The sequence below is a fragment of the Janthinobacterium kochi genome (assembly GCF_051380715.1).
GTDB lineage: Bacteria > Pseudomonadota > Gammaproteobacteria > Burkholderiales > Burkholderiaceae_D > Janthinobacterium.
Genome location: NZ_JBNYXO010000005.1, coordinates 117,072 through 136,572, shown reverse-complemented (window position 1 = coordinate 136,572; position 19,501 = coordinate 117,072). Strand labels below are relative to the sequence as shown.

18 protein-coding genes are annotated in these 19,501 nt (G+C 63.8%); 3 read left to right on the top strand and 15 right to left on the bottom strand.

What is annotated here, in order from left to right; all coding sequences use genetic code 11:
* The first annotated feature begins 17 nt into the window (after nucleotides 1-17).
* Both ACQ4WL_RS13310 and ACQ4WL_RS13305 read left to right on the top strand, forming a co-directional pair.
* Nucleotides 18-419, top strand: coding sequence for a KGG domain-containing protein (locus ACQ4WL_RS13310; protein WP_436510205.1), 402 nt, complete (start codon nucleotides 18-20; stop codon nucleotides 417-419).
* A 141-nt stretch (nucleotides 420-560) separates the two neighbouring features.
* The gene (locus tag ACQ4WL_RS13305) at nucleotides 561-1,073 is read left to right on the top strand and encodes a YgjP-like metallopeptidase domain-containing protein (RefSeq protein ID WP_096234633.1); all 513 of its coding nucleotides are present in this window, start codon (nucleotides 561-563) and stop codon (nucleotides 1,071-1,073) included.
* Nucleotides 1,074-1,212: 139 nt separating this feature from the next.
* Here the strand turns inward: ACQ4WL_RS13305 and ACQ4WL_RS13300 are convergent, their stop codons facing one another.
* From ACQ4WL_RS13300 to ACQ4WL_RS13245, 12 genes are all read right to left on the bottom strand, one after another.
* Nucleotides 1,213-1,815 carry a PEP-CTERM sorting domain-containing protein gene (locus ACQ4WL_RS13300; protein WP_436510204.1) on the bottom strand — a complete coding sequence of 201 codons (603 nt, stop codon included), beginning with the start codon at nucleotides 1,813-1,815 and terminating at the stop codon, nucleotides 1,213-1,215.
* A gap of 294 nt (nucleotides 1,816-2,109) precedes the next feature.
* Nucleotides 2,110-2,655 (bottom strand): LOG family protein, encoded by a 546-nt coding sequence (locus ACQ4WL_RS13295; protein WP_436510412.1) that lies wholly within the window; start codon nucleotides 2,653-2,655, stop codon nucleotides 2,110-2,112.
* Between the two features lie 11 nt (nucleotides 2,656-2,666).
* Nucleotides 2,667-3,440: a tetratricopeptide repeat protein gene (locus ACQ4WL_RS13290; protein WP_436510203.1), complete on the bottom strand. Its 774-nt coding sequence runs from the start codon at nucleotides 3,438-3,440 to the stop codon at nucleotides 2,667-2,669.
* Between the two features lie 41 nt (nucleotides 3,441-3,481).
* Nucleotides 3,482-4,153 carry a TetR/AcrR family transcriptional regulator gene (locus tag ACQ4WL_RS13285; RefSeq protein ID WP_034758777.1) on the bottom strand — a complete coding sequence of 224 codons (672 nt, stop codon included), beginning with the start codon at nucleotides 4,151-4,153 and terminating at the stop codon, nucleotides 3,482-3,484.
* 138 nt (nucleotides 4,154-4,291) lie between these two features.
* Entirely contained in the window at nucleotides 4,292-4,897 is a 606-nt protein-coding gene (locus ACQ4WL_RS13280; RefSeq protein WP_436510202.1) for a phasin family protein, read from the bottom strand.
* A 135-nt stretch (nucleotides 4,898-5,032) separates the two neighbouring features.
* Complete coding sequence (locus ACQ4WL_RS13275) at nucleotides 5,033-8,653, bottom strand: EAL domain-containing protein (RefSeq protein ID WP_436510201.1); 3,621 nt, start codon at nucleotides 8,651-8,653, stop codon at nucleotides 5,033-5,035.
* Between the two features lie 302 nt (nucleotides 8,654-8,955).
* Nucleotides 8,956-9,915: an alpha/beta hydrolase gene (locus ACQ4WL_RS13270; RefSeq protein WP_436510200.1), complete on the bottom strand. Its 960-nt coding sequence runs from the start codon at nucleotides 9,913-9,915 to the stop codon at nucleotides 8,956-8,958.
* Nucleotides 9,912-11,552: a GMC family oxidoreductase gene (locus ACQ4WL_RS13265; protein ID WP_436510199.1), complete on the bottom strand. Its 1,641-nt coding sequence runs from the start codon at nucleotides 11,550-11,552 to the stop codon at nucleotides 9,912-9,914. Before ACQ4WL_RS13265 ends, ACQ4WL_RS13270 begins: the two co-directional genes overlap by 4 nt.
* 7 nt (nucleotides 11,553-11,559) lie before the next feature.
* Complete coding sequence (locus tag ACQ4WL_RS13260; protein WP_436510198.1) at nucleotides 11,560-12,087, bottom strand: hypothetical protein; 528 nt, start codon at nucleotides 12,085-12,087, stop codon at nucleotides 11,560-11,562.
* 100 nt (nucleotides 12,088-12,187) lie between these two features.
* A complete protein-coding gene (locus tag ACQ4WL_RS13255; protein WP_436510197.1) occupies nucleotides 12,188-13,378 on the bottom strand; it encodes an MFS transporter in 1,191 nt (396 codons plus the stop codon).
* 91 nt (nucleotides 13,379-13,469) lie between these two features.
* A complete protein-coding gene (locus ACQ4WL_RS13250; RefSeq protein WP_436510196.1) occupies nucleotides 13,470-14,372 on the bottom strand; it encodes a LysR substrate-binding domain-containing protein in 903 nt (300 codons plus the stop codon).
* Nucleotides 14,369-15,133 (bottom strand): RNA methyltransferase, encoded by a 765-nt coding sequence (locus ACQ4WL_RS13245; protein ID WP_436510195.1) that lies wholly within the window; start codon nucleotides 15,131-15,133, stop codon nucleotides 14,369-14,371. Before ACQ4WL_RS13245 ends, ACQ4WL_RS13250 begins: the two co-directional genes overlap by 4 nt.
* Before the next feature lie 195 nt (nucleotides 15,134-15,328).
* Between ACQ4WL_RS13245 and ACQ4WL_RS13240 the strand changes: the two genes are divergently transcribed.
* The gene (locus ACQ4WL_RS13240) at nucleotides 15,329-16,111 is read left to right on the top strand and encodes an inositol monophosphatase family protein (RefSeq protein ID WP_035826389.1); all 783 of its coding nucleotides are present in this window, start codon (nucleotides 15,329-15,331) and stop codon (nucleotides 16,109-16,111) included.
* A 71-nt stretch (nucleotides 16,112-16,182) separates the two neighbouring features.
* Here the strand turns inward: ACQ4WL_RS13240 and ACQ4WL_RS13235 are convergent, their stop codons facing one another.
* Genes ACQ4WL_RS13235 through ACQ4WL_RS13225 form a run of 3 tightly spaced genes read right to left on the bottom strand, consistent with a single transcriptional unit; the run spans nucleotide 16,183 to nucleotide 19,464 of the window.
* On the bottom strand, nucleotides 16,183-17,124 hold the full coding sequence (locus ACQ4WL_RS13235) for a type II secretion system F family protein (RefSeq protein ID WP_436510194.1): 942 nt from the start codon (nucleotides 17,122-17,124) through the stop codon (nucleotides 16,183-16,185).
* Between the two features lie 18 nt (nucleotides 17,125-17,142).
* Complete coding sequence (locus ACQ4WL_RS13230; RefSeq protein WP_436510193.1) at nucleotides 17,143-18,111, bottom strand: type II secretion system F family protein; 969 nt, start codon at nucleotides 18,109-18,111, stop codon at nucleotides 17,143-17,145.
* Between the two features lie 6 nt (nucleotides 18,112-18,117).
* A complete protein-coding gene (locus ACQ4WL_RS13225; RefSeq protein ID WP_436510411.1) occupies nucleotides 18,118-19,464 on the bottom strand; it encodes a TadA family conjugal transfer-associated ATPase in 1,347 nt (448 codons plus the stop codon).
* Nucleotides 19,465-19,501: the final 37 nt, after the last annotated feature.

Genomic DNA, 19,501 nt, shown 5'->3' with positions numbered 1-19,501 from the left:
ACAGCAAGGAGAGCGACATGGCTAACAGCAATGAGCAGGGCAAAGGCGCTGGCAGCAGCCAGAAAGTCGGTGAAGCGGGCAGTGCCAAAGGCACGAGCAAACGTGGTTTCGCCGCCATGAACGAAGAGCAGCAACGCGAAATTGCCAGCAAGGGCGGTCAGGCAGCCCATCAAAAGGGCACGGCGCATGAATTCGACTCGGAAGAAGCACGCCGGGCCGGGCAGAAAGGCGGTGAAGCCGTCAGCCGCAACCGTGTACACATGGCGGAAATCGGCCGCAAGGGCGGCGAAAGCCGGCAATCGGCCCAGCGCGCCAATGAAAGCCGCAACAGTAGCACGGCACGCAGCGGCAGCGCAGAGCAGCAAGCCAAGGCGAGCCGGCAAGGCAGCAAGGACGAGGACGACAAAGGCGAGGGCTAGGGCTGACCTGCGCGCGCCGCTTGACGGCGGCACGGGGCGGCCCTGGCGGCCCCGTGCAAGGGTTGGCACAGCGTGGGGCGCGGCGGTATGGTACATTCTCGCCTTACTGACACCTCCGCGCCCCGCCCCGCCCTTCTCCGCATGCAGCCATCCCTGAAATACCTGAGCGCCTATTCCGAACAAACGCAGGCGCAAGTGCAACAACTGATCGCACAAGACAAGCTGGGCGAAGTCCTGTTAAAACGCTACCCGAACGCGCACGATGTGCGCAACGACAAGGCGCTGTACCAGTACGTGCAAGACTTGAAAAATGAATTTCTGCGCAATGCCGAGCCCATCAACAAGGTGGCGTTCGACAGCAAGATCCATGTGATCCAGCATGCGCTGGGCTTGCATACCTCGATCTCGCGCGTGCAAGGCGGCAAGCTCAAGGCCAAGCATGAAATCCGCGTGGCCACCATGTTCAAGGAAGTGCCGCTGGAATTCCTGCGCATGATCGCCGTACACGAACTGGCGCATGTGAAAGAAAAGCAACATGACAAGGCGTTCTACAAGCTGTGCGCGTATATGGAACCGCAATACCACCAGTACGAATTCGACGTGCGCCTGTACCTGACGCAGCTCGACCTGTCGGGTCAGCGCCTGTGGTCATGACGCGCGCGTAACGCAGGCCTCCCGCAGTTGCACGGGGGCGATGCTCGCGTGCGTCAGCCTGTCAGCATAGCCGCCTGGTAAAACTGGCGGCTTAAACGTATGCGCGTATGCGCCGGCGTGGCCGGCGCCATGTTCAGGCTCAGGCGGCGTTCTTGCGGCGGCGCAGGAAGGCCAGCAGGCCCAGGCCGCCCAGCAGCATGCCGTACGTGGCCGGTTCCGGCACGGCGCTCACGCTGGCGGCGATATTATCGACCTGAAAAGTGTGCAAGGCGCCTTCCTTCCACGATGCCGACAGCAGATTGTTGAAGCCCGTAAACGTGTAATCGCTGAAAGTATGGCTGCCATCGAGACTGAAGGTCTGGGTCACCGTGCTGCCGCCCACCTGATGGCCGACAAACGTCACGTCGTAGGAGCCAGGCAAGCTCACGAAGTCCGCCAGGCTGATCGAGCTCAGCGAGAAGGCGGCGCCGTCGGTACGGCTCAGCGTTGTTGTCGACAGGAACGTGGCGCCAAGGCCGGCCGAACCCGCATAGGCAAAGTTGCTTTGATGCGCAGAACTCAACAGACCCAGGAAACTGCTGTCGAAATCGTAGCCGCCTTCGGAATAGGAATTGAAGACGGAACCGAGGATGCCCGGCTGTTCCAGCCCATCGAAGCCGATGGTGGTGGTTTGCGCGTGGGCGCCGCCAGCGGCGAGAAGGGCAGCGACAGCAGTCGCGCGCAAGAGGGTCATAGGTTTCAAAATAGTATCCTTTCGAGATGATGAAGTAGCGTGGCTGTGGCAACTTGCAATACCGAGGCGTCGTAGCGGCAGGCGCGGCGCTGGGTGTTCGACATGCCTGTCTTTTGAACAATGCCAGTAGACCACACTCATGCATAAAATGCATCTTCATTTTCAAAAAAACATGGATTAAAAGAAATATTGTAGCCATATTTTTATTAATTGATTTGTTGAGCTTAATCAATTTTCCCGTGCGGAAATAAAAAAAGCCATGCACTTTCCAGGGCATGGCTGTATCGCATGGCATCGACGGCGCTAGGGCGCGCACTCCTTCAGGCGCTGCACCAGCGCTGCAGGATCGGCATCGGCGTTCAGGAAAGCCGCGTGCTGCGGGCGGATGAAGCCCTGCTCTCTGCCGTTTTCCACGAAGGCCAGCAAGCCATCATAAAAACGGTCGACATTGAGCAAGCCGATGGGCTTGGCGTGCAAGCCCAGCTGGGCCCAGGTGAGCATCTCGAACAGCTCTTCCAGGGTGCCATAGCCGCCGGGCATGGCGATGAAGGCATCGGACAGGCTGGCCATCATCGCCTTGCGCTCATGCATGTCCTTCACGATGAACTGGCGCGTCAAGCCCGTGTGGCCCACTTCGCGCTCGACCAACTGGGTGGGGATCACGCCCGTCACCTCGCCGCCCAGGCGCAACACTTCATCGGCGATCACCCCCATCAGGCCAACCTTGCCGCCGCCATACACCAGTGAAATATTTTCCGCCACCAGCACGCGCGCCAGTTCACGCGCCGCCACGGCATAGTCCGGCGAGACGCCCGCGTTGGCGCCACAGTACACACATAAAGCCTTGATCACAGTAGTCCTTATTCTTTCAATTCATCGATCGCCGCCTCGACCTCGAGGCGTTCCTTGGCGTCCAGTGCCACGCAGTCGGCCGCCTTTTCATACAGGGCCAGCGCTTCCGCCAGCTTTTTCTTCCCGTCGAGCATGTTCAAGGCGCGCGCATATTCGCTGTGCGCCAGCGCCGAATACGGCGTCAGGGCCAGCGCCGTCTTGAAATGCTGGTAGCCGTCTTCCTTGTTGGCGCCGTAGGTCAGGCTGCCGATCATGGCGCCGACCTTGTCGATAATTTCCGTATGATAAATCCCAAACGCAATATGCGCTTCCGCATGCATGGGCGCCACCGTCATCGTGCGGTCCAGGCTGTTGCGCACGCGCGCGCCCATGCCCTGCGCCAGGGCCTTGACGACGGAGGTGCCCAGTGCATAGCGGCCCAGGCTGTAGGCATGCCAGTAGTAGCCGGCCGGGTTGTCCGGCTGCTCGTTCTGCTGGCGCTCGCAGCGCTCCGCCACTTCTTCGTACATGTCGAGTTTCTGGCTGTCGCTCACTTCCAGGTGCGTGGCATAGATGCAGGTCGCCTTGTGCGCCACCGCATAGCCGGGCACGCCAACGGCCAGGCCCAGCTTCACGGCACGCTCGAAGTCGCCCGCATGGAAGGCCAGCCAGGCCTGCACCAAAGCAGAGTGCGTGGGAAAAGGCTCCACGTCACCCGCATGCAGGCGCGCCCAGGCCGCTTCCAGGGTCTGCGGCGTGTAGACATATGCTGCGTCCGGATAGGGGAATTGTTTCCAAGCCATACATCTCTCCTGTAATGGACGACGTGGCGCCAGCAGCCGCGTCAGTCGTTCTTGAGTTTCGTCACATACTCTTCCGACAGTTTGCGAAACAGCAAATGCGTTTCATTGCGCAAATACGGCCCGATCAGAGACAGCACCTGGTAGCAGCCACGCGCCAGCGCATCGGACATCGACTGCTGCTCGCTGTACTTGCGTGGGTTGCGCACATATTCGTACGACAGCCAGTAGGTGGCAACGACCACCATATTCGTCGCCATCGCAGCCACTTCCATGTCCGACGCTTCGAGCGACTGTTCGCTGCGCAAATCTTCGCACAGCTGCGTGGCCACCTTGATCTTGTGCGCCAGGATCAGCTTGAAGTGCAGTTCCAGCTTGCGGTTGCGCGACAGCAAATCATTGAGGTCGCGATAGAAAAAGCGGTAGCGCCAGATCAGTTCGAACATCAGGTGCAGGTACAGCCAGACATCCTCGATATTCGAACGGCGCCCGTCAGGCACGGTCAGGATGCGTTCGATTTCCGCCTCGAACTGGACGAAGATCGAATTGACGATGTCGTCCTTGTTACGAAAGTGGTAATACAGGTTCCCCGGCGAGATATTCATCTCTTCCGCAATCACGGTCGTCGTGATATTGGGCTCACCAAACTCATTGAACAGGCGCAGCGACAACTCTAGGATGCGTTCGCGGGTACGGCGTGGTGCTTTTTGTAGCATGGCGGGCAATCTCTCTGTATTCTGCCGCAAGCATACCACCTAAGATAGCCGCAATGAAACACTCGGCCCCACGACGCCGGCGAAAAACACAGGCAAAAAAAAGCCTGCGCGAGCAGGCTGGAGACATGCTGCACCAACTCAGGCCGGCGCTGCTTTTTTCTTCGCCGCCGCTCTCGCAGCAGGCTTGCTCGCTGGCTTGCTCACTGACTTGGCTGCGGCGCGCGGCGCGGCCCTGGCTGCCGGCTTGGCCGGGACCCTGGTGACGGCCGCCTTCGGTGCTGCTTTCAGCGCGGTTTTCGGCACCGCCTTCACGGCTGGCTTGGCCACAGCCTTCGGTTTGGGCGCCGGCGCGGCCTTGGCCGACAGCGCTGCCACCTGCACGCTCAAGGCATCGATCTTGGCATGCAGCGCGGCGATATCGTTTTGCATCGGCACGCCGATGGTGGCCAGGGCACGCGCCACGCGCTCTTCAAACACCTGTTCCAACTTGTCCCAGGAGCCGCTGGCCTGCTTGCCCACGCCATCGGCCAGTTTGCTGACGCTGTCGCTGACATCGGCCACCTTGTCTTCGGCGCGCTTCTGGAATTCCGTGCCCTCCTGCACCAACTTGGAAAACACGCGCCCTCCTTCTTCCTGCGCCTTGGCGAAGGCACCGAGGCCCGCTTGCCAGATCTGCTGCGCGGACGAGCGCACGGCGCTCGCCAATTCCTTGTCTTGCGTCAACTCCTTCAATTTCTTCACCATCGCCCGCTCCCGTCATATGAAAGGCCATGCCACTTCATGGATGCTTTTTATTCTAGAGAGCAAAACTAGAGACGGGAGTCTAATTCGATAGAAAGCTGCTTCCAAACGTGCGCCAGCGCACCCAGTGGCAAGCGCCTAGGCGGCCGCTTTCACCGGGCCATGCAGCAGCTTATGCAGGCGGAAGCCTTCGCGGATGTTCTCGCGCAGCACGGCGCCTTTCCACGGCTTGGTATAGAAGCGGTCGATGGCGCCACGGTTGATGGCCGCCATGATGGGGGTCAGGTCGGCAAAAGCCGACAGCATGATGCGGAAGGTGTCGGGGCACAGGTGCTTGACCCGCTCCATGAATTCGGTGCCGCTCATGAGCGGCATGCACTGGTCGCACAGGATCACCTGCACCTTGTGGCGCGCCAGGATGTCGAAACCCTCGGCGGCCGTCTGCGCCGTGAGGATGCGGTAGCCGTCCTGCGCCAGGAAGTCGCTGAGCACGTCGAGCATGAAGACATCGTCGTCGACGATCAGCAAGGTCTGCTGCTCTTCGATACCCGCATCCTGGGGCGCCTGCAGCTGCTTGCCTTTCATCAGCATCTGCTCGAATTCTTCCTGCGGCACGGGGCGGCTGAAATAATAGCCCTGCATCTCGTCGCAGCCGTGGCGCCGCAAATAGGCCAGCTGCGCATCGTTTTCCACGCCTTCGGCGATCACCTCCAGCTTCATGCTGTGCGCCATGCTGATGATGGCCAGCACGATGGCCGCGTCGTCCGGATTGCTGGTCACTTCGCGCACGAAGGCGATGTCGATCTTCAGCTTGTCGATGGGGAAGCGCTTCAGATAGGCCAGGCTGGAATAACCGGTGCCAAAATCGTCGATGGAAATCTGGATGCCCAGCGCCTTCAGGTTGCGCAACACGGCGATGGTTTCCTCGGCGTTCGACATCAGCGAGCTTTCCGTCAGCTCCAGCTCCAGCAGCTCGGGCGCAATATCGTACTTGCTGATCGCCTTGAGCACCTCTTCTTCCAGGCCGCCGACGAAAAACTGAATGCCCGACACATTCACGGACAGGTGCACGGGGCCGATGCTGCTGGCGCCCCACTCGCTGATCTTCTTGCACGCTTCGTCGAGCACCCAGTTACCGACGCGCACGATCAGCCCCGTTTCTTCCAGCAGTGGGATGAACAGGGCCGGCGAGACCATGCCGTGGCCGGGGCGGCGCCAGCGTATCAGCGCCTCGGCGCCGCTGATGCGCCCCGAGATGATATTCACCTTGGGCTGGAAGAACAGCACGAATTCCTGGTTGTCAATGGCGCGCCGCAGGGCATTTTCCATGTCCAGCCGCGCCATCGATTGCACATTCATTTCCGCCGTGAAGAAGCGGAAGGCATCGCGCCCGGCCTCTTTGGCGCGGTACATGGCCGTGTCGGCATATTGAATCAGGGTGTCCGCATCGACGCCATCGTCGGGGTACACGGAGATGCCGATGCTGACCGTCACCGTCACCTCGTGGCCCTGCAGCTCGAAGGGCTTGCGCATCGCTTCGCGGATCTTGTCGACCACGCCCACGGCATGCTGGGCGCCATCGGGCAGCACCAGGATGGTGGCAAATTCATCGCCGCCAAAGCGGCCGATGGTATCGCGCACGCGCAGGCAGTCGACGAGGCGGCTGGAAAACTGGCGCAACAGGTCGTCGCCGATGGTGTGGCCCAGGGTATCGTTGATATTCTTGAAGCGGTCGATGTCCATGAACAGCACGGCCACGGCCCACTGGTGTTCGGCCGCCTGGGACAGCGAATGAGTCAGCGAGGCATAAAACTGGCTGCGGTTCGGCAAGCCCGTCAAGGTGTCGAAATGGGCCAGCTTCATCAGGCGCTGCTCGGCATCTTTGCGCTCGGTGATGTCGCGCGCCACGGCCACCAGAATCCAGCTCTGCCCCGAGCGCAGGGTGCGCCGCTGCACTTCCACCGACAGTGGCGAACCATCCTTGCGCTGCAGCTGCAATTCCGTCATCGAACCGCCCTGATCGCCCGCCAGCAGCTTGTTGTACAGCTCTTCCAGCTTGGTCTCGCCCTCGTTCGCGCGCCCCGGCCCCACGCGCAGGAAATCCTCGCGTTCAAAGCCCAGCATGCGGCAGGCAGTCTGGTTGACGTCGACGAAGCACATGCCGGCACGGTCGACAAGAAAAATCGCGTCAGCCGTGGCATCCATCGCCAGGCGGAAACGGCGCAAGTCTTCATCGAGACGGATGCGCGCCGCCATGTCCAGGGTCAGCTGCTCGTGGTGGCGCTTGATCTCGTCGTACAGCAGCAGGTTGTCGTAGGCCACGGCGATCTGCGCCGCCACCGTGGCGGCCACCCGCTCGTCGACTTCGGAAAACTCGTTCGCCCCCAGCTTGTCGACCAGGTACAGCCAGCCGTGGCTGCGCTCGCGCGAGGCGATGGCGACGCCCAGGAAGGAGTGCACGGGCGGATGCGTGTCGGGAAGGCCCAGTGCGCCGGGGTTACCTTTCAGGCCATTGACCCGGTAGGGCTGGCGCTGTTCCAGCAAGCGGTTCAGGATGCCCGTGCGCGGCGCGCTGGCGATGCGCTCGAGGTGTTTCTCGGTGCCACAGGAAGAAAAATAGCTGAGCTTTTCGGCCCCCTCTTCCAGCACGCCGATGCAGGCGTACTTGGAGACGCAGATATTCTGCGCCACCTTGCAGCCCGCCTCGATCAAGGCGCGCGGATCGCGTTCGGCGCCCAGCTCGATGCCCAGCTCGATCAGGGCCGTCAGGCGCAGGCTCACTGCCTGCAGGCTCGACAGAGAGCGCGACAGGCGCTCCGTCATGATGCCCAAGTCTTCAGGCATGGCGGCATGGCCTTCGCGCTGGCTGGCCAGCTGCGAGATCTGCTGGCTGCTGGACTCGACTTCGTCCAGGTAGCCGCTGACCTGGTGTTCGATGCCGGCCAGCTTGCCAGTGGCGGGAGGCGCCACATCGCCGCCCGCGTCGTGCGCCGCCGGCATCAGTCCCAGCGCCTCGTTGACCGTGCGCACGATGACCTCGGGGTCGGACGGCTTGGGCAGCACCCAGCGCACGCCACACGCCTGCGCCAGCAGGATCGCTTCCTGCTCGCGGTAGGTGGCCGTATAAAAGATGATGGGCACGTCGGTCAGCGCGGGATCGGCATGTACGCGCGTGACGAATTCGTAGCCGTCCATGTTCGGCATGAGGATATCGGAGATGATCAGGTCCGGCCGCTCGGTGCGCAGGATTTCCAGCGCGTCGGCGCCATTCGCCGCCTCCAGCAGGCGGTGGCCGCCGTAGCCCAGCAGCGCGGTCAGGAACTCGCGGTTCAGCACATGATCGTCAACGATCAATATCGTAGCTATGTCGTTTTTAACTGGCGTCGACGGCGCCCCGGGTAAAAAAGACTCCAGCTCGGCAACGAACAGGTCCGGCTCGATAGGCTTGCCGATGTAGCCATTGAAGCCCGCTTCGAGCAGGCGTTCGCGGTCGCCCACCATGGCCAGCGCCGTCACGGCCAGTGCCGGGATATTGCACAGTTGCGGGTCTTTCTTCAGTTCCGCCACCACGCCATAGCCATCGAGCTTGGGCAAATGCACGTCACAGATGATCAAGTCCGGCAATTCGCTGCGCGCCATGCGCACGCCCTCTTCGCCGTCATAGGCGGCCAGCGGCGTGTACCCGAAGGCGCGCAGCAAGTACACCATCAATTCCATATTGGTGGCGTTATCTTCGATAATCAGGATACGTGCGGACAATTAGCGCCCCCAATAAAAACTGCATGGACTCATTTTCTGCCTGCGTTCATCTTTCCGATTGCGCGGACCACATAACAATCCTACAACATCTTGCCATACTTCCTGAGAAATAGCTGCCCGCTGGATGCCTGCGGAACGGCGCAAGCGGCCTCAGGAACAAATTTCCGCCAGTTGTCTTCTGGCGTTAGCTTAATACAGTACGCTGGTGGAAAACAGCATTTTCTGCCCCTTGCGCTGTTAAACACGGGCAACAGCAGAGTCAAAAGAGACAGTCTTGCCATGCAGACAAAACACAACAGGAGTCAAGCGAAATGGGGCGCGGAAGGGGGCTGGGCGACTTCGTTCTTGATAGTGATTTCTTCCAGCACTAGACGCAGCACGCGCGCATCGCCAGCCAGCGCCACGTGGCCGATGCCGCCGAAGGCGAGATTGCGCGCGCCGGGCAGCTGGGCGGACGATTGCGGCGCGACGATATTGTCGTGATGCGAATAGATCGAGGTGATCAGGGCGCGCGTTTCCGGCGTCTCGCTGGCGGCCAGCTGCGCCAGCCATCCGCTCGGTGCGCCATGGATACGGCTCATCTGCCGCGCATTCATCCCCGCCGCCAGGTTGGCCAGCGCCGTGCCGTGGTGCGGCGTGCCGATGGTGATGATGCGGGCCACGCGGGCCGCGCCATGCTGGCGCAGCCAGGCGCGCGCCACCAGACCGCCCATGCTGTGGGCGACGATGGTGACGCGGTTGCTGCCCGTGCGGGCGCACAGCGCCGCGATGGCCCGTTCCACTTGCGGCACGAACTCCTCGATGTCGGCACCGATCGGTTCCAGGTCGACGGCGTCATGCGCGATGCCGGCTCGCGCCAATTGGCCGCTCAGCTGCGTCCAGTAGCCACGGTTGCACACATAGCCGTGGATCAGCAGCACCGGCAAACCCTGCGACGGCTTGGCGGCGTCCAGCGCATGCAGGCGCGGCCGCAGCATGCCCCACGACGACGTCCACAGGGTGGCGCGCAACTCGCCCAGGAACAGGCGCGTGGCGCCCTGCACACCCAACTGATATTCCTGTGGCACGGGGCTGCCAAAACTCCGGCTCTGCCAGAAATTGCGCGCCACGATCAGCGCGCGCACGGCCAGAAGCATGGCGACCGCCAGCAGCAGGGCCATGACGGGCGAAGCAACGCCCCACGCCTGCATGGCCAGGCAGGCAAATCCCAGCACGGCCAGCACCTGCAGCAGCATCAGCCACTTGAGAATGCGCGCGATCATGCCGTCGTCGCAGCAGAAACGGGAACGGGCGCGGGCTTGCCCGTCACCGCTTGCGCCAGGCCGCTGGCCAGGCGCGCGGCCAGCGCATAAATCGTCAGTTGCGGATTGGCGCCGATCGACGTGGGAAACAGCGAGCCGTCGTGCACCGACAGGTTGCGCACGCCGTGGTAGCGGCCATCGGCCCCCGTCACGCCCAGGCGCGCATCGTCCGACATGGCGCAGCCGCCCATCACGTGGGCCGACACCACGCGCGCCAGCAAGGCCTTCATCGGCAAATCGCCGATAGCCTGCTTCGCCTGCGCCCAGCTCGTATAGTGGCTGGCCAGCTCGTGCACTGGATACACGCTTTTCGCGCCGGCCGCGAACTGGATTTCCGCCATCGACAGCAGCGCGCGCCTCACGCCATCCCAGATGAAAGGCGTGAGCGGATAGTCGAGCACGGGCGCGCCAAAGCTGTCGATGGAGACGCTGCCGCCCGCCGCCTCATGGTGAAAGCCATCGCGCAGCAGGGCCAGCAAGCCATGCGCATGGGGGAACTCGCGCATGGTGCGCGCATGTTCATCGCCGAAGCCGCCCATGGTGGTGGCCATCAGCAGCGGGTGCAACGGCGGCGCTTCGAGCTTGTAGCCGATGGGACCATCGATGGGTGCCGTGTGCAGGAAATGGTCGGAATAAATCGTCTGCGGCGCGCCCGCATAGGCGTCGACGCGCTGCTTGAACAGGCCCGCCGAGATCACCGTCGGATGCAGGAAAGTGCGCCGGCCCAGCAAGCCGTGCGGGTCGGGTGCCTGCGAGCGCAGCAGCAGCGCCGGCGAGTTGATGGCGCCGCCGGCCAGCACAAAATGTTTGGCACGCAGCGTGAGGCGCACGCCGGTGGGCGCCAGCCCGGCAGCGTCCAGCGCGGTGACCTGCAGGCTGTCGATGCGCTCGCCATTGAAGACGAAATGCTCGGCGCGCGCATGCACGAGCAGGCCCGCACCCAGCGCCAGCGCCGACGGGATCGTCGTCACCAGCATCGACTGCTTGGCGTTGGTCGGACAGCCCATGCCGCAGTAGCCGAGGTTCCAGCAGCCGTTCACATTGCGCCGGATAGCGGCGGTGGGGATGCCCAGCGCCGCGGCGCCACGGCGCAATAAATCGTTGTTTTCGTTGGGCGGCGCGGCCCAGTCGCTCACGTGCAGGCGTTTTTCCATCATGGCGAACCACGGCGCCATGGCGTCTGCCGAGTAACCGGCCAGGCCGAAGTGCTTGTGCCAGTATTCCAGGGTGCCGGGCGGCGTGCGAAAACTCGAGGTCCAGTTGACGGTGGTTGAACCACCTACGGTGCGCCCCTGCAAAATATTGATCGCCTTGTCGCGCGTCTTGCGCGCGGCCGATTCCTGGTACAACGTGGGATAGGCCTGCGCTTCGCGCATCTTGAAGTCTTGCGAGGATTTCAAGCCGCCCTCTTCGACGATCAGCACTTTCAGGCCGGCCAGCGCGAGGATTTCCGCTGTCACGCCGCCACCGGCGCCGCTGCCGATGACGACGACATCGGCCTCCAGGGTGCGGTCGGCGGCCAGGGCGCTGGCGTCGGTGACGTTCCAGCCGGCTGCAAGGCCGATGGCGATGGGGTCGGGTATGGGGGATGTGCTCATGGATGCCTTATGCGCTCAGTTCGGGCAGCGGTCCCGGATAGCCGATGGCGGCCCAGTGGGCGGCATCGGCATACCAGGCGCCGAGGATCAGGTCATGCAGGGCCAGATAGGCCGTCTGCAGGGTGGCCAGGCGGTGCGTACGCCACGACTGCAGGAAGGCGGCCACCTGCGCCGGGTCGGCCTCGGGCCAGCCGCCATGCACGCCGGCGACGAAGCGCCGCGCGGGCGCCAGCGCCAGCAGGCCAAACAGGTCCTGCACCTCCTGCTGCGCCGCCAGGGGCAGGCCATGGATGGCCGTGTCCACACCGGCGATGGCGCCATCGAGCGCCTTGCTGCGCGCATCTGCCCCCTGTGGCATGGCCTCGCCCAGCATGGCCGGCACGATGGCCGCCAGCGCCGCGCGCGCCTCGCCATCGAGCGCGAAGCGGCCAGGCGCCGCCGGCCCCCGCAGCGCGCGGTATGCGGCGCCGCCGGCGGCCAGCGCACAGGCGCCGAGCAAGCCCAGTTTCAGAAACGATCTGCGTCGCATCAGCATGTCTCCACCACCCTGTCTCCCCTTGTTTTGTACGGCCTTTTGCAGGCCAGTGTACGCCAAAGGCATTGGCTGTCCGCACGCAAAACCTAGAGCGTCGCGTCTATTTTTTCGACGCAAACCATAACAGCAGCATGGCCAGCAGCGCCGCCAGCGCGCCGCCGATGGCGATGCTGGGCAAGCCGAAGGCGACGATCAGCGCGCCGCCCAGCGCACCGCCAGCGGCCGTGCCCGCATTGAAGGCGGCGATATTCAAGCCCGCCGCCACGGCATCGCTGCCCGGGCAATGCCGCTGCGCCAAGCGTAGCAAACGCATGGTCGACAGGGTGACGAGGGCAAAGAACAGCAAGCCCAGCGTGCCACACAGGGCCAGCATGGCCTGTGGCTGGGTGCGCAGCACATAAAACCCCAGCAGATTGAGCGCCAGCGCGGCCAGGGCCAGCATGGTGGAACTCAATGCGGCAGCGCGATCCGCGCACCAGCCGCCCAGCAGGTTGCCGCCGATGGCGCACGCACCAAAACACAGCATGGCGACGCCCAGCCAGCCCGCGTCGAGTCCGCCCAGCTGCAGCAGGAAGGGAGATATATACGTGAAAAAACTGAAGGTGGCCACGCTGACCAGCGCCGCCACGCCGGCCGCCAGCAGCAGGGGCAGCTGCACGATGGCGCGCAGGCTGGCCAGCGGCGAGGCGGCAACCGCCTGCTGGCGCGCGGCCGGCATGGCGCAGCGCAAGCCGGCGCCGCCGCACAGGGCCAGCACGCCGATGGCGGCGAATACCCAGCGCCACGACGAGACGGCGCCCAGCCACGTCCCCAGCGGCACGCCGCCGGCCAGCGCCAGGGTCAAACCCAGCCAGACGATGGACAGGGCCCGTCCCGCGCGGGACGGGTCGACCAAACTGGTGGCCGCATGGGAAGCGACTGCCATGAACACGCCATGCGCGAGGCCCACGGCAAAGCGCACGCCCAGCAGCGCGCCCAGTGCCGGCGCTTGCGCCATGGCCACGCTGCCGGCCGCCAGCACGAGCATGCTGGCCACCAGGACCTGGCGCGTGGGCCGGCGCGCCAGTATGGCCGTCAAGATGGGCGCGCCGATGGCCGCCCCCAGCGCATACGCGGCGATGGCGCCGCCGGCGGCTGCCACGCTGGCGTGCAAGTCGCGCGCCATGGGGGTCAACAGGCCGGCGGCGATGAATTCGGACAGACCGAAGGCAAAGCTGCACAGGGAGAGCAGATAAATGGAGAATGGCAGCGTGGCGGACGGCAGCACTGTGCGCGAGGACATGGTGGACATGACAGTTCCTGACAATCAAAAACGTCATGCTGGCCCCTGAGCCATCATCTGTAAAATATCTTATTTATCTTGAAATGAGACCCTCAAAGTCTCACTGAGTGGCAGACAGCCGCAGCTGCGCCAGCAGCCGCTCGCGCACGGGAGACGTGCGCTGCGGGTCCCAGGCCATGTACAGGTCGAGCTGGCGCAAGGCTTCAGGCGCAGCGCCGTGCAGCGGGAGCATGACCACGCCCGCTGGCATGGACACGGCCAGGCTGGCCGGCAGCAGAGCCACGCCGAAACCGGCCGCCACCAGGCCCAGCACCGTCTGCAATCGGCGCGCCTGCTGCACCACGTGCGGCACGAAGCCCGCATGCAGGCACAGGCTGGCCAGCTGATCGTGGAAACCCTGGCCCAGGTCGCGCGGCGAGGCGACGAAATCGTCATCGGTCAGGTCCGCCAGATCCACCCTCGCCTGCGCCGCACAGCGGTGGCCGGACGGCAGTGCCACCAGGATGTCTTCGCCGGACAGGCGCTCGAAGCGCAAGCCCGGCGTGCTGCGACCGGGCGTGCGCAGCAGGGCGATATCGACCTCGCCCCGCTCCAGCCACTCGACCTGTTGCTGCGTCGACGCTTCGCGCAAGGTGAATTGCACGGCCGGCGAAGCGGCGCGGAAAGCGCGCAAGGCTTGCAATACGTGGGCATACGGCGTGATGTGGATGAAACTGAGGCGCAAGTGGCCCTCGATACCCTGCGCCACGCGGCGCGTGGCCGCCACGCCCTCTTCCAGGCTGGCCAGCACCTGGCGCGCCGTGGCAAGAAAAGCGCTGCCGGCCGGGCTCAAGCTGACCTTGCGGTTCGTGCGCTCGAAAACAGGGTAGCCCAGCGCCTCTTCCAGGCGCAGGATCGCCTGCGACAAGGGCGGCTGCGCCATGTGCAGCCGTTCGGCCGCGCGGCGGAAATTGAGTTCCTCGGCGACGGCGATGAACTGACGCAGCAGCCGGGTCTCGATCATGGGCTTTTTTTGCTCATCGCCAGGATATGCCGGGCGATGCCGCGCAGGATGTTGACCTCTTCCGTTTCCAGCCCCGTGCGCGAAAACAGGCGTTTCAAACGGGGCATGAGCTTTTTCGGGTTGTCGGCGTCGAGGAAATCGATGGCCACCAGCGCCTGCTGCAAGTGATCGTACATGCCGTCGACCTGCGCCAGGCTGGCCGCGTCGCCATGGAAACCGACGGGGCTGGCGAGCTGTCCATCGCCGAGGGCCGCCACGCGGCATTCATAGGCGACGACTTGCGCCGCCTGCGACAGGTTCAGCGAGGAATACTCGGGGTTGGCGGGAATGTTGATCAGCACATTGCACTGCTCGACGATTTCGTTGGGCAAGCCAAAGCGCTCGTTGCCGAAGATGACGGCCGCGTGCAAGTCTGCGCTGGCGGCCAGCTGGGCCGCGATGGCGCGCGGGGCCGTGACGGGCGGCGAGAATTCGCGCAACCTGGCCGACACGGCGGCCGCGTAATTGCAGCCTTCGAGCGCTTCGGCGATCGAGCCGACGATGCGCGCGCCAGACAGAATGTCCTGCGCGCCGCTGGCGAAGGCCACCGCTTCCGCATCCGTCAAGGCATCGGGAAAGCGGGGATTGACCAGCACCAGATCGGAAAAACCCATCGTTTTCATGGCGCGCGCGACGCCGCCAATGTTGCCAGGACGACTAGTTTCGACAAGAATAAATCGCAGGCGTTTGAAAAGAGACGTGTTGATTTCGGGCAGATTCATTTAAAATAGCGCTATTGCGCGGTATCGATACAGGAAATTTCGGGAAACGGAGTCACAAAACGCTGACGCCAGGCCGGGATTTTAACCACTTCGGCACCGCTCCGCTCTTTAATTCATTCTTGCACTCTATCGTACCGGCGCCGCAAGGCGGCCATGGGCGGTCGCGTGCTTTTAACGGAAGCTCACATGCACCCAATGCTCAACACGGCGATCAAAGCCGCCCGCCGCGGCGCCGCCGTCATCAATCGCGCCTCATTTGACCTCGACCGCGTCGTCGTCACGGAAAAACAACATAACGATTTCGTCACCGACGTCGACCAGGCGGCCGAACAAGCCATCATCGAGGTGCTGTCCAAAGCCTACCCGGACCACGCGTTCCTGGCTGAGGAATCGGGAGCTTCCGCCAACTCGCACGACGAGAATGAATATCAATGGATCATCGACCCGATCGATGGCACCACCAACTTTATCCACGGCTTCCCGCAATACTGCATCTCGATCGCGCTCGCGCATCGCGGCGTCGTCACGCAAGCCGTCATCTACGACCCGGTCCGCAACGACCTGTTTACGGCCACCAAGGGCGCTGGCGCCTACCTGAACGAAAAACGCATCCGCGTCACCAAGCTGGACCGCATCTCGAACGCCCTGCTGGGCACCGGCTACGTGGCCGGCAGCGCCCGCGCGCTGGACGAATACCTGAAGATGTACGCGATCATGGGCGAACGCAGCCAGGGCGTACGCCGCGCCGGCTCGGCCGCGCTGGACCTGGCCTACGTCGCTTGCGGCCGCCTGGACGGCTTCTACGAAAAAGGCTTGAAGCCCTGGGATATCGCTGCCGGTGCCCTGATGATCACGGAATCGGGCGGCATCGTCGGTGAATTTTCCGGCGAATCGGACTACCTGTACAAGGGCGACGTCATCGCCGCCAGCCCGAAGATCTTTGGCCAGATGATCACCTTGCTGACGCCTTTCGCCTGATCGCCAGCCAACCTGAACTGACCTGAAAGCTGCCGGAGATGACTCCGGCAGCTTTTTTTTGGCCCCGGCCCTCAGCTACCCCTCATGGCAGGCAGCAGTACGCGGTAAATCTGCAGGAACGCCGGTCCCATCAGCACCACCATCAGCGAGGGGAAGATAAAGAAGATCAGCGGAAACAGCAGCTTGAGGGCGATCCTGGCCGCCGTTTCCTCGGCGCGCTGGCGCCGCTTGGTGCGCAGCTGGTCGGACTGCACGCGCAGCGACGCGGCGATGCTCGTGCCGAAGCGCTCGGCCTGGATCAGCAGGGTCACCAGCGCGTCCACATCTTCCACTCCGGTGCGCAGGGCCAGGTTGCGCAAGGCCTTTTCCTTGGCGCTGCCGGCGCGCAGCTCCAGCGTCACCAGTTGCAGCTCTTCGGCCAGGACCGCGCTTTTCAGGCCGATTTCCTGCGCCACGCGCGCCAGTGCGGCATCCATCGCCAGCCCCGCTTCGACACACACCGTCATCAGGTCCAGCGCATCGGGAAAGGTCTCGAACACTTCGCGCTGACGCTGTTTCACGCAGTGCGACAACCATACATTGGGCAGGTAATAGCCGAGGGCGGCCGCCGCGACCAGCCACAACAGCATATTATGGCCGCCGTGACGCAGCAGAAAATACGCCAGCAGCGGCAAGCCCACGAACAAGCCTGTCTTGGCCGCGTAAAACAGAGCGGGCGCGGCCTGGCTGCGCCAGCCGGCATGCACGAAGCGGCTACGGATGGGTGAACTTTCCCAGCCCTCGTCCGGCAGCGACAGCCTGGCCAGCGGGCGAGTCAGGCTGACGGCATGCGCCAGCCAGCGCCGCCTGGCATGGCGCCCGCCATCGCCAGCGGCGCTGGCATCGCCCAGCGCCTGCAGCCGCTCCTGCACCACGCTGCCAGCGAACAGGCGCAGTACCAGCAAGGCCAGCGCAAAAACGATCAGGAACAGCAGGCCCAACAAAGCCAACTGCGCCGCACTCATGCTGCTCATCGTATCTTTTCCTTCATATTACACCCGGATATTGATAATTTTTCTGATGCAGAGCACGCCAACCATCAGCAAGCCCAGCGACACGCCGACCATCTTGCGCCCGCCCGCATCCGTGTACAGCACGGCAATAAACTGCGGATTCATCAAGTGCATCATCAGCGCCGCGCCAAACGGCAGCAGGCCCAGCACCCAGGCCGACATGCGCCCTTCGGCCGACAGCACGCGCACCTGTCCCAGCAATTTCAGGCGGTCGCGGATAATGGCGCTGATGCTGCTCAGCAATTCAGTCAGGTTGCCGCCCGTTTCGCGCTGGATCAGCACGGCGATGACGAAATAGCGCAAGTCCGTGCTGGGCACGCGCGCGGCCAGGTTGCTCAGCGCATCGGCCATCGCGACGCCGAAACTGACTTCGTCGAACACCGCGCGAAACTCTTCGGCCAACGGCCCCGTCATCTCCTCGCCCACCATTTTCAGCGCGGTGGGAAAGGCATGGCCTGCGCGCATGGCGCGGCCCATCAGGTCGAGCGCGTCCGGCAGTTGCTGCTCGATGCGCACCAGCCGCTTGCTCCTGGCGCGGCACACCAGCAGATAGGGCAGCGCGGCGCCGCCCACGCTCATGCCCAGGCGCACATACCATGGCAGGGGCAGCGCGCTGGCCAGCAGCAAGCCCGCCGTCCAACCCAGCACGCAATAGCCAAGGAAGGTGGCCACAGGCCAGCGCATGCCCGCCTGCAGCAGTAACTGATCGAGGCGCCGCGCGCCGGGCAAGCCTTCCAGCATGCCTTGCAGCAGCGGGTTGGCGCTCAGCGGGCGCTGCTTGGTGATCGACAGGGCTTGTTCGCCGCCGCTGGCCGTATACATGGCTTGCAGGCGCCGCGCCACCCGCGCCGCGCCCGGCCCACGCGCCGCTTGCCACGCCAGCCAGACGCCAGCCACCAGCAACAGGACGGCCAGAAAGAGAAACAGATAAACAAGGTAGGAAAGCATGGTGTGTCAGCGTCCCGCCGCAGTGGGCTCGAACAGGGCGCCCGACACGCCGATGCCAAAGCTGTTCAGGCGCTCGAGGAAGCGCGGGCGGATGCCGCTGGCCGAGAAATACCCCACCACCGCGCCGCCCTCGGCCACGCCGGTCTGCCTGAAACTGAAGATTTCCTGCATCGTGATAACCTCCCCTTCCATGCCCGTGATTTCCTGGATCGACGTCACCTTGCGTTTGCCATCGATCAGGCGCGACACTTGCACCACCACCGATACGGCCGAGCTGATTTGCTGCCGGATGGCCTTGCTGGGCAGGTTGGCAGCCGCCATGCTGATCATGTTTTCCAGCCGCGTGATGGCGTCGCGCGGCGTGTTGGCGTGGATGGTCGCCATCGAGCCTTCATGGCCCGTGTTCATCGCGCCCAGCATGTCGAGCGCCTCGGCGCCGCGCACCTCGCCCAGGATGATGCGGTCCGGGCGCATCCGCAGCGCATTGCGCACCAGCGCGCGCTGGCTCACCTCCCCTTTGCCTTCGATATTGGCGGGGCGCGTTTCCAGGCGCACCACGTGCGGCTGCTGCAATTGCAGCTCGGCCGCGTCCTCCACCGTCACGATGCGTTCGGTCTGGCCGATAAAGCCGGACAGCACATTGAGCATGGTGGTCTTGCCGCTGCCCGTGCCGCCGGAAATGAGAATATTCATCTTGGCCTTGCCGAGACCCTGCAGCACCTCGGCCATCTCGGCCGTCATGCTGTGGTAAGCGACCAGGTCGGCCAGGCGCAGCGGGTCGACGGAGAAGCGCCGGATCGACATCACAGGGCCGTCGATCGCCAGCGGCGGAATGATGGCGTTGACGCGCGAACCATCTGGCAGGCGCGCATCGACCATGGGGCTCGATTCATCGATGCGCCGCCCCACCCTGGAGACGATCTTGTCGATAATTTTCATCAGGTGAGCATCATCGTCGAAGCTGACGTCAGTCAGTTCCAGGCGACCGGCACGCTCCACATAAACCTGCTTGTGGCCATTGACCAGGATGTCCGACACGCTGGCATCCGACAGCAGCGTTTCGAGCGGCCCGAAGCCCAGCATCTCGTGCTGGATGTCGCGCGTCAGGCTCTTGCGCTCGGCGTCGTTGATGACCACCGCCTCTTCGTCCAGCAGGTGCTCGACCAGGCCGCGCAACTCTTCGCGGATGCGCTCCTGCGACAGGCGCTGCATGCTTTCCAGGTCGACCCGTTCGAGCAGCAGCCCATGGATGCGCCGCTTGAGGTCTCGGTAGCCGTGGTTGTCGATGGCTGCCGTGCGTTGCGGCGCGAGCGCGGCGATCTTGACGCTGCCGAGCCGTTCGCGGATGGACAAGACGGCGATGGGGGAACTAGCCATGAAATGCTCCTGT

Excerpts from the sequence above, each read along its gene's own strand:
- ACQ4WL_RS13310 (WP_436510205.1), top strand. The coding sequence starts at position 18 with ATGGCTAACAGCAATGAGCAGGGCAAAGGCGCTGGCAGCAGCCAGAAA.
- ACQ4WL_RS13305 (WP_096234633.1), top strand. The coding sequence starts at position 561 with ATGCAGCCATCCCTGAAATACCTGAGCGCCTATTCCGAACAAACGCAG.
- ACQ4WL_RS13290 (WP_436510203.1), bottom strand. The coding sequence starts at position 3,440 with ATGGCTTGGAAACAATTCCCCTATCCGGACGCAGCATATGTCTACACG.
- ACQ4WL_RS13285 (WP_034758777.1), bottom strand. The coding sequence starts at position 4,153 with ATGCTACAAAAAGCACCACGCCGTACCCGCGAACGCATCCTAGAGTTG.
- ACQ4WL_RS13280 (WP_436510202.1), bottom strand. The coding sequence starts at position 4,897 with ATGGTGAAGAAATTGAAGGAGTTGACGCAAGACAAGGAATTGGCGAGC.
- ACQ4WL_RS13270 (WP_436510200.1), bottom strand. The coding sequence starts at position 9,915 with ATGATCGCGCGCATTCTCAAGTGGCTGATGCTGCTGCAGGTGCTGGCC.
- ACQ4WL_RS13265 (WP_436510199.1), bottom strand. The coding sequence starts at position 11,552 with ATGAGCACATCCCCCATACCCGACCCCATCGCCATCGGCCTTGCAGCC.
- ACQ4WL_RS13260 (WP_436510198.1), bottom strand. The coding sequence starts at position 12,087 with ATGCTGATGCGACGCAGATCGTTTCTGAAACTGGGCTTGCTCGGCGCC.
- ACQ4WL_RS13255 (WP_436510197.1), bottom strand. The coding sequence starts at position 13,378 with ATGTCCACCATGTCCTCGCGCACAGTGCTGCCGTCCGCCACGCTGCCA.
- ACQ4WL_RS13250 (WP_436510196.1), bottom strand. The coding sequence starts at position 14,372 with ATGATCGAGACCCGGCTGCTGCGTCAGTTCATCGCCGTCGCCGAGGAA.
- ACQ4WL_RS13245 (WP_436510195.1), bottom strand. The coding sequence starts at position 15,133 with ATGAATCTGCCCGAAATCAACACGTCTCTTTTCAAACGCCTGCGATTT.
- ACQ4WL_RS13240 (WP_035826389.1), top strand. The coding sequence starts at position 15,329 with ATGCTCAACACGGCGATCAAAGCCGCCCGCCGCGGCGCCGCCGTCATC.
- ACQ4WL_RS13235 (WP_436510194.1), bottom strand. The coding sequence starts at position 17,124 with ATGAGCAGCATGAGTGCGGCGCAGTTGGCTTTGTTGGGCCTGCTGTTC.
- ACQ4WL_RS13230 (WP_436510193.1), bottom strand. The coding sequence starts at position 18,111 with ATGCTTTCCTACCTTGTTTATCTGTTTCTCTTTCTGGCCGTCCTGTTG.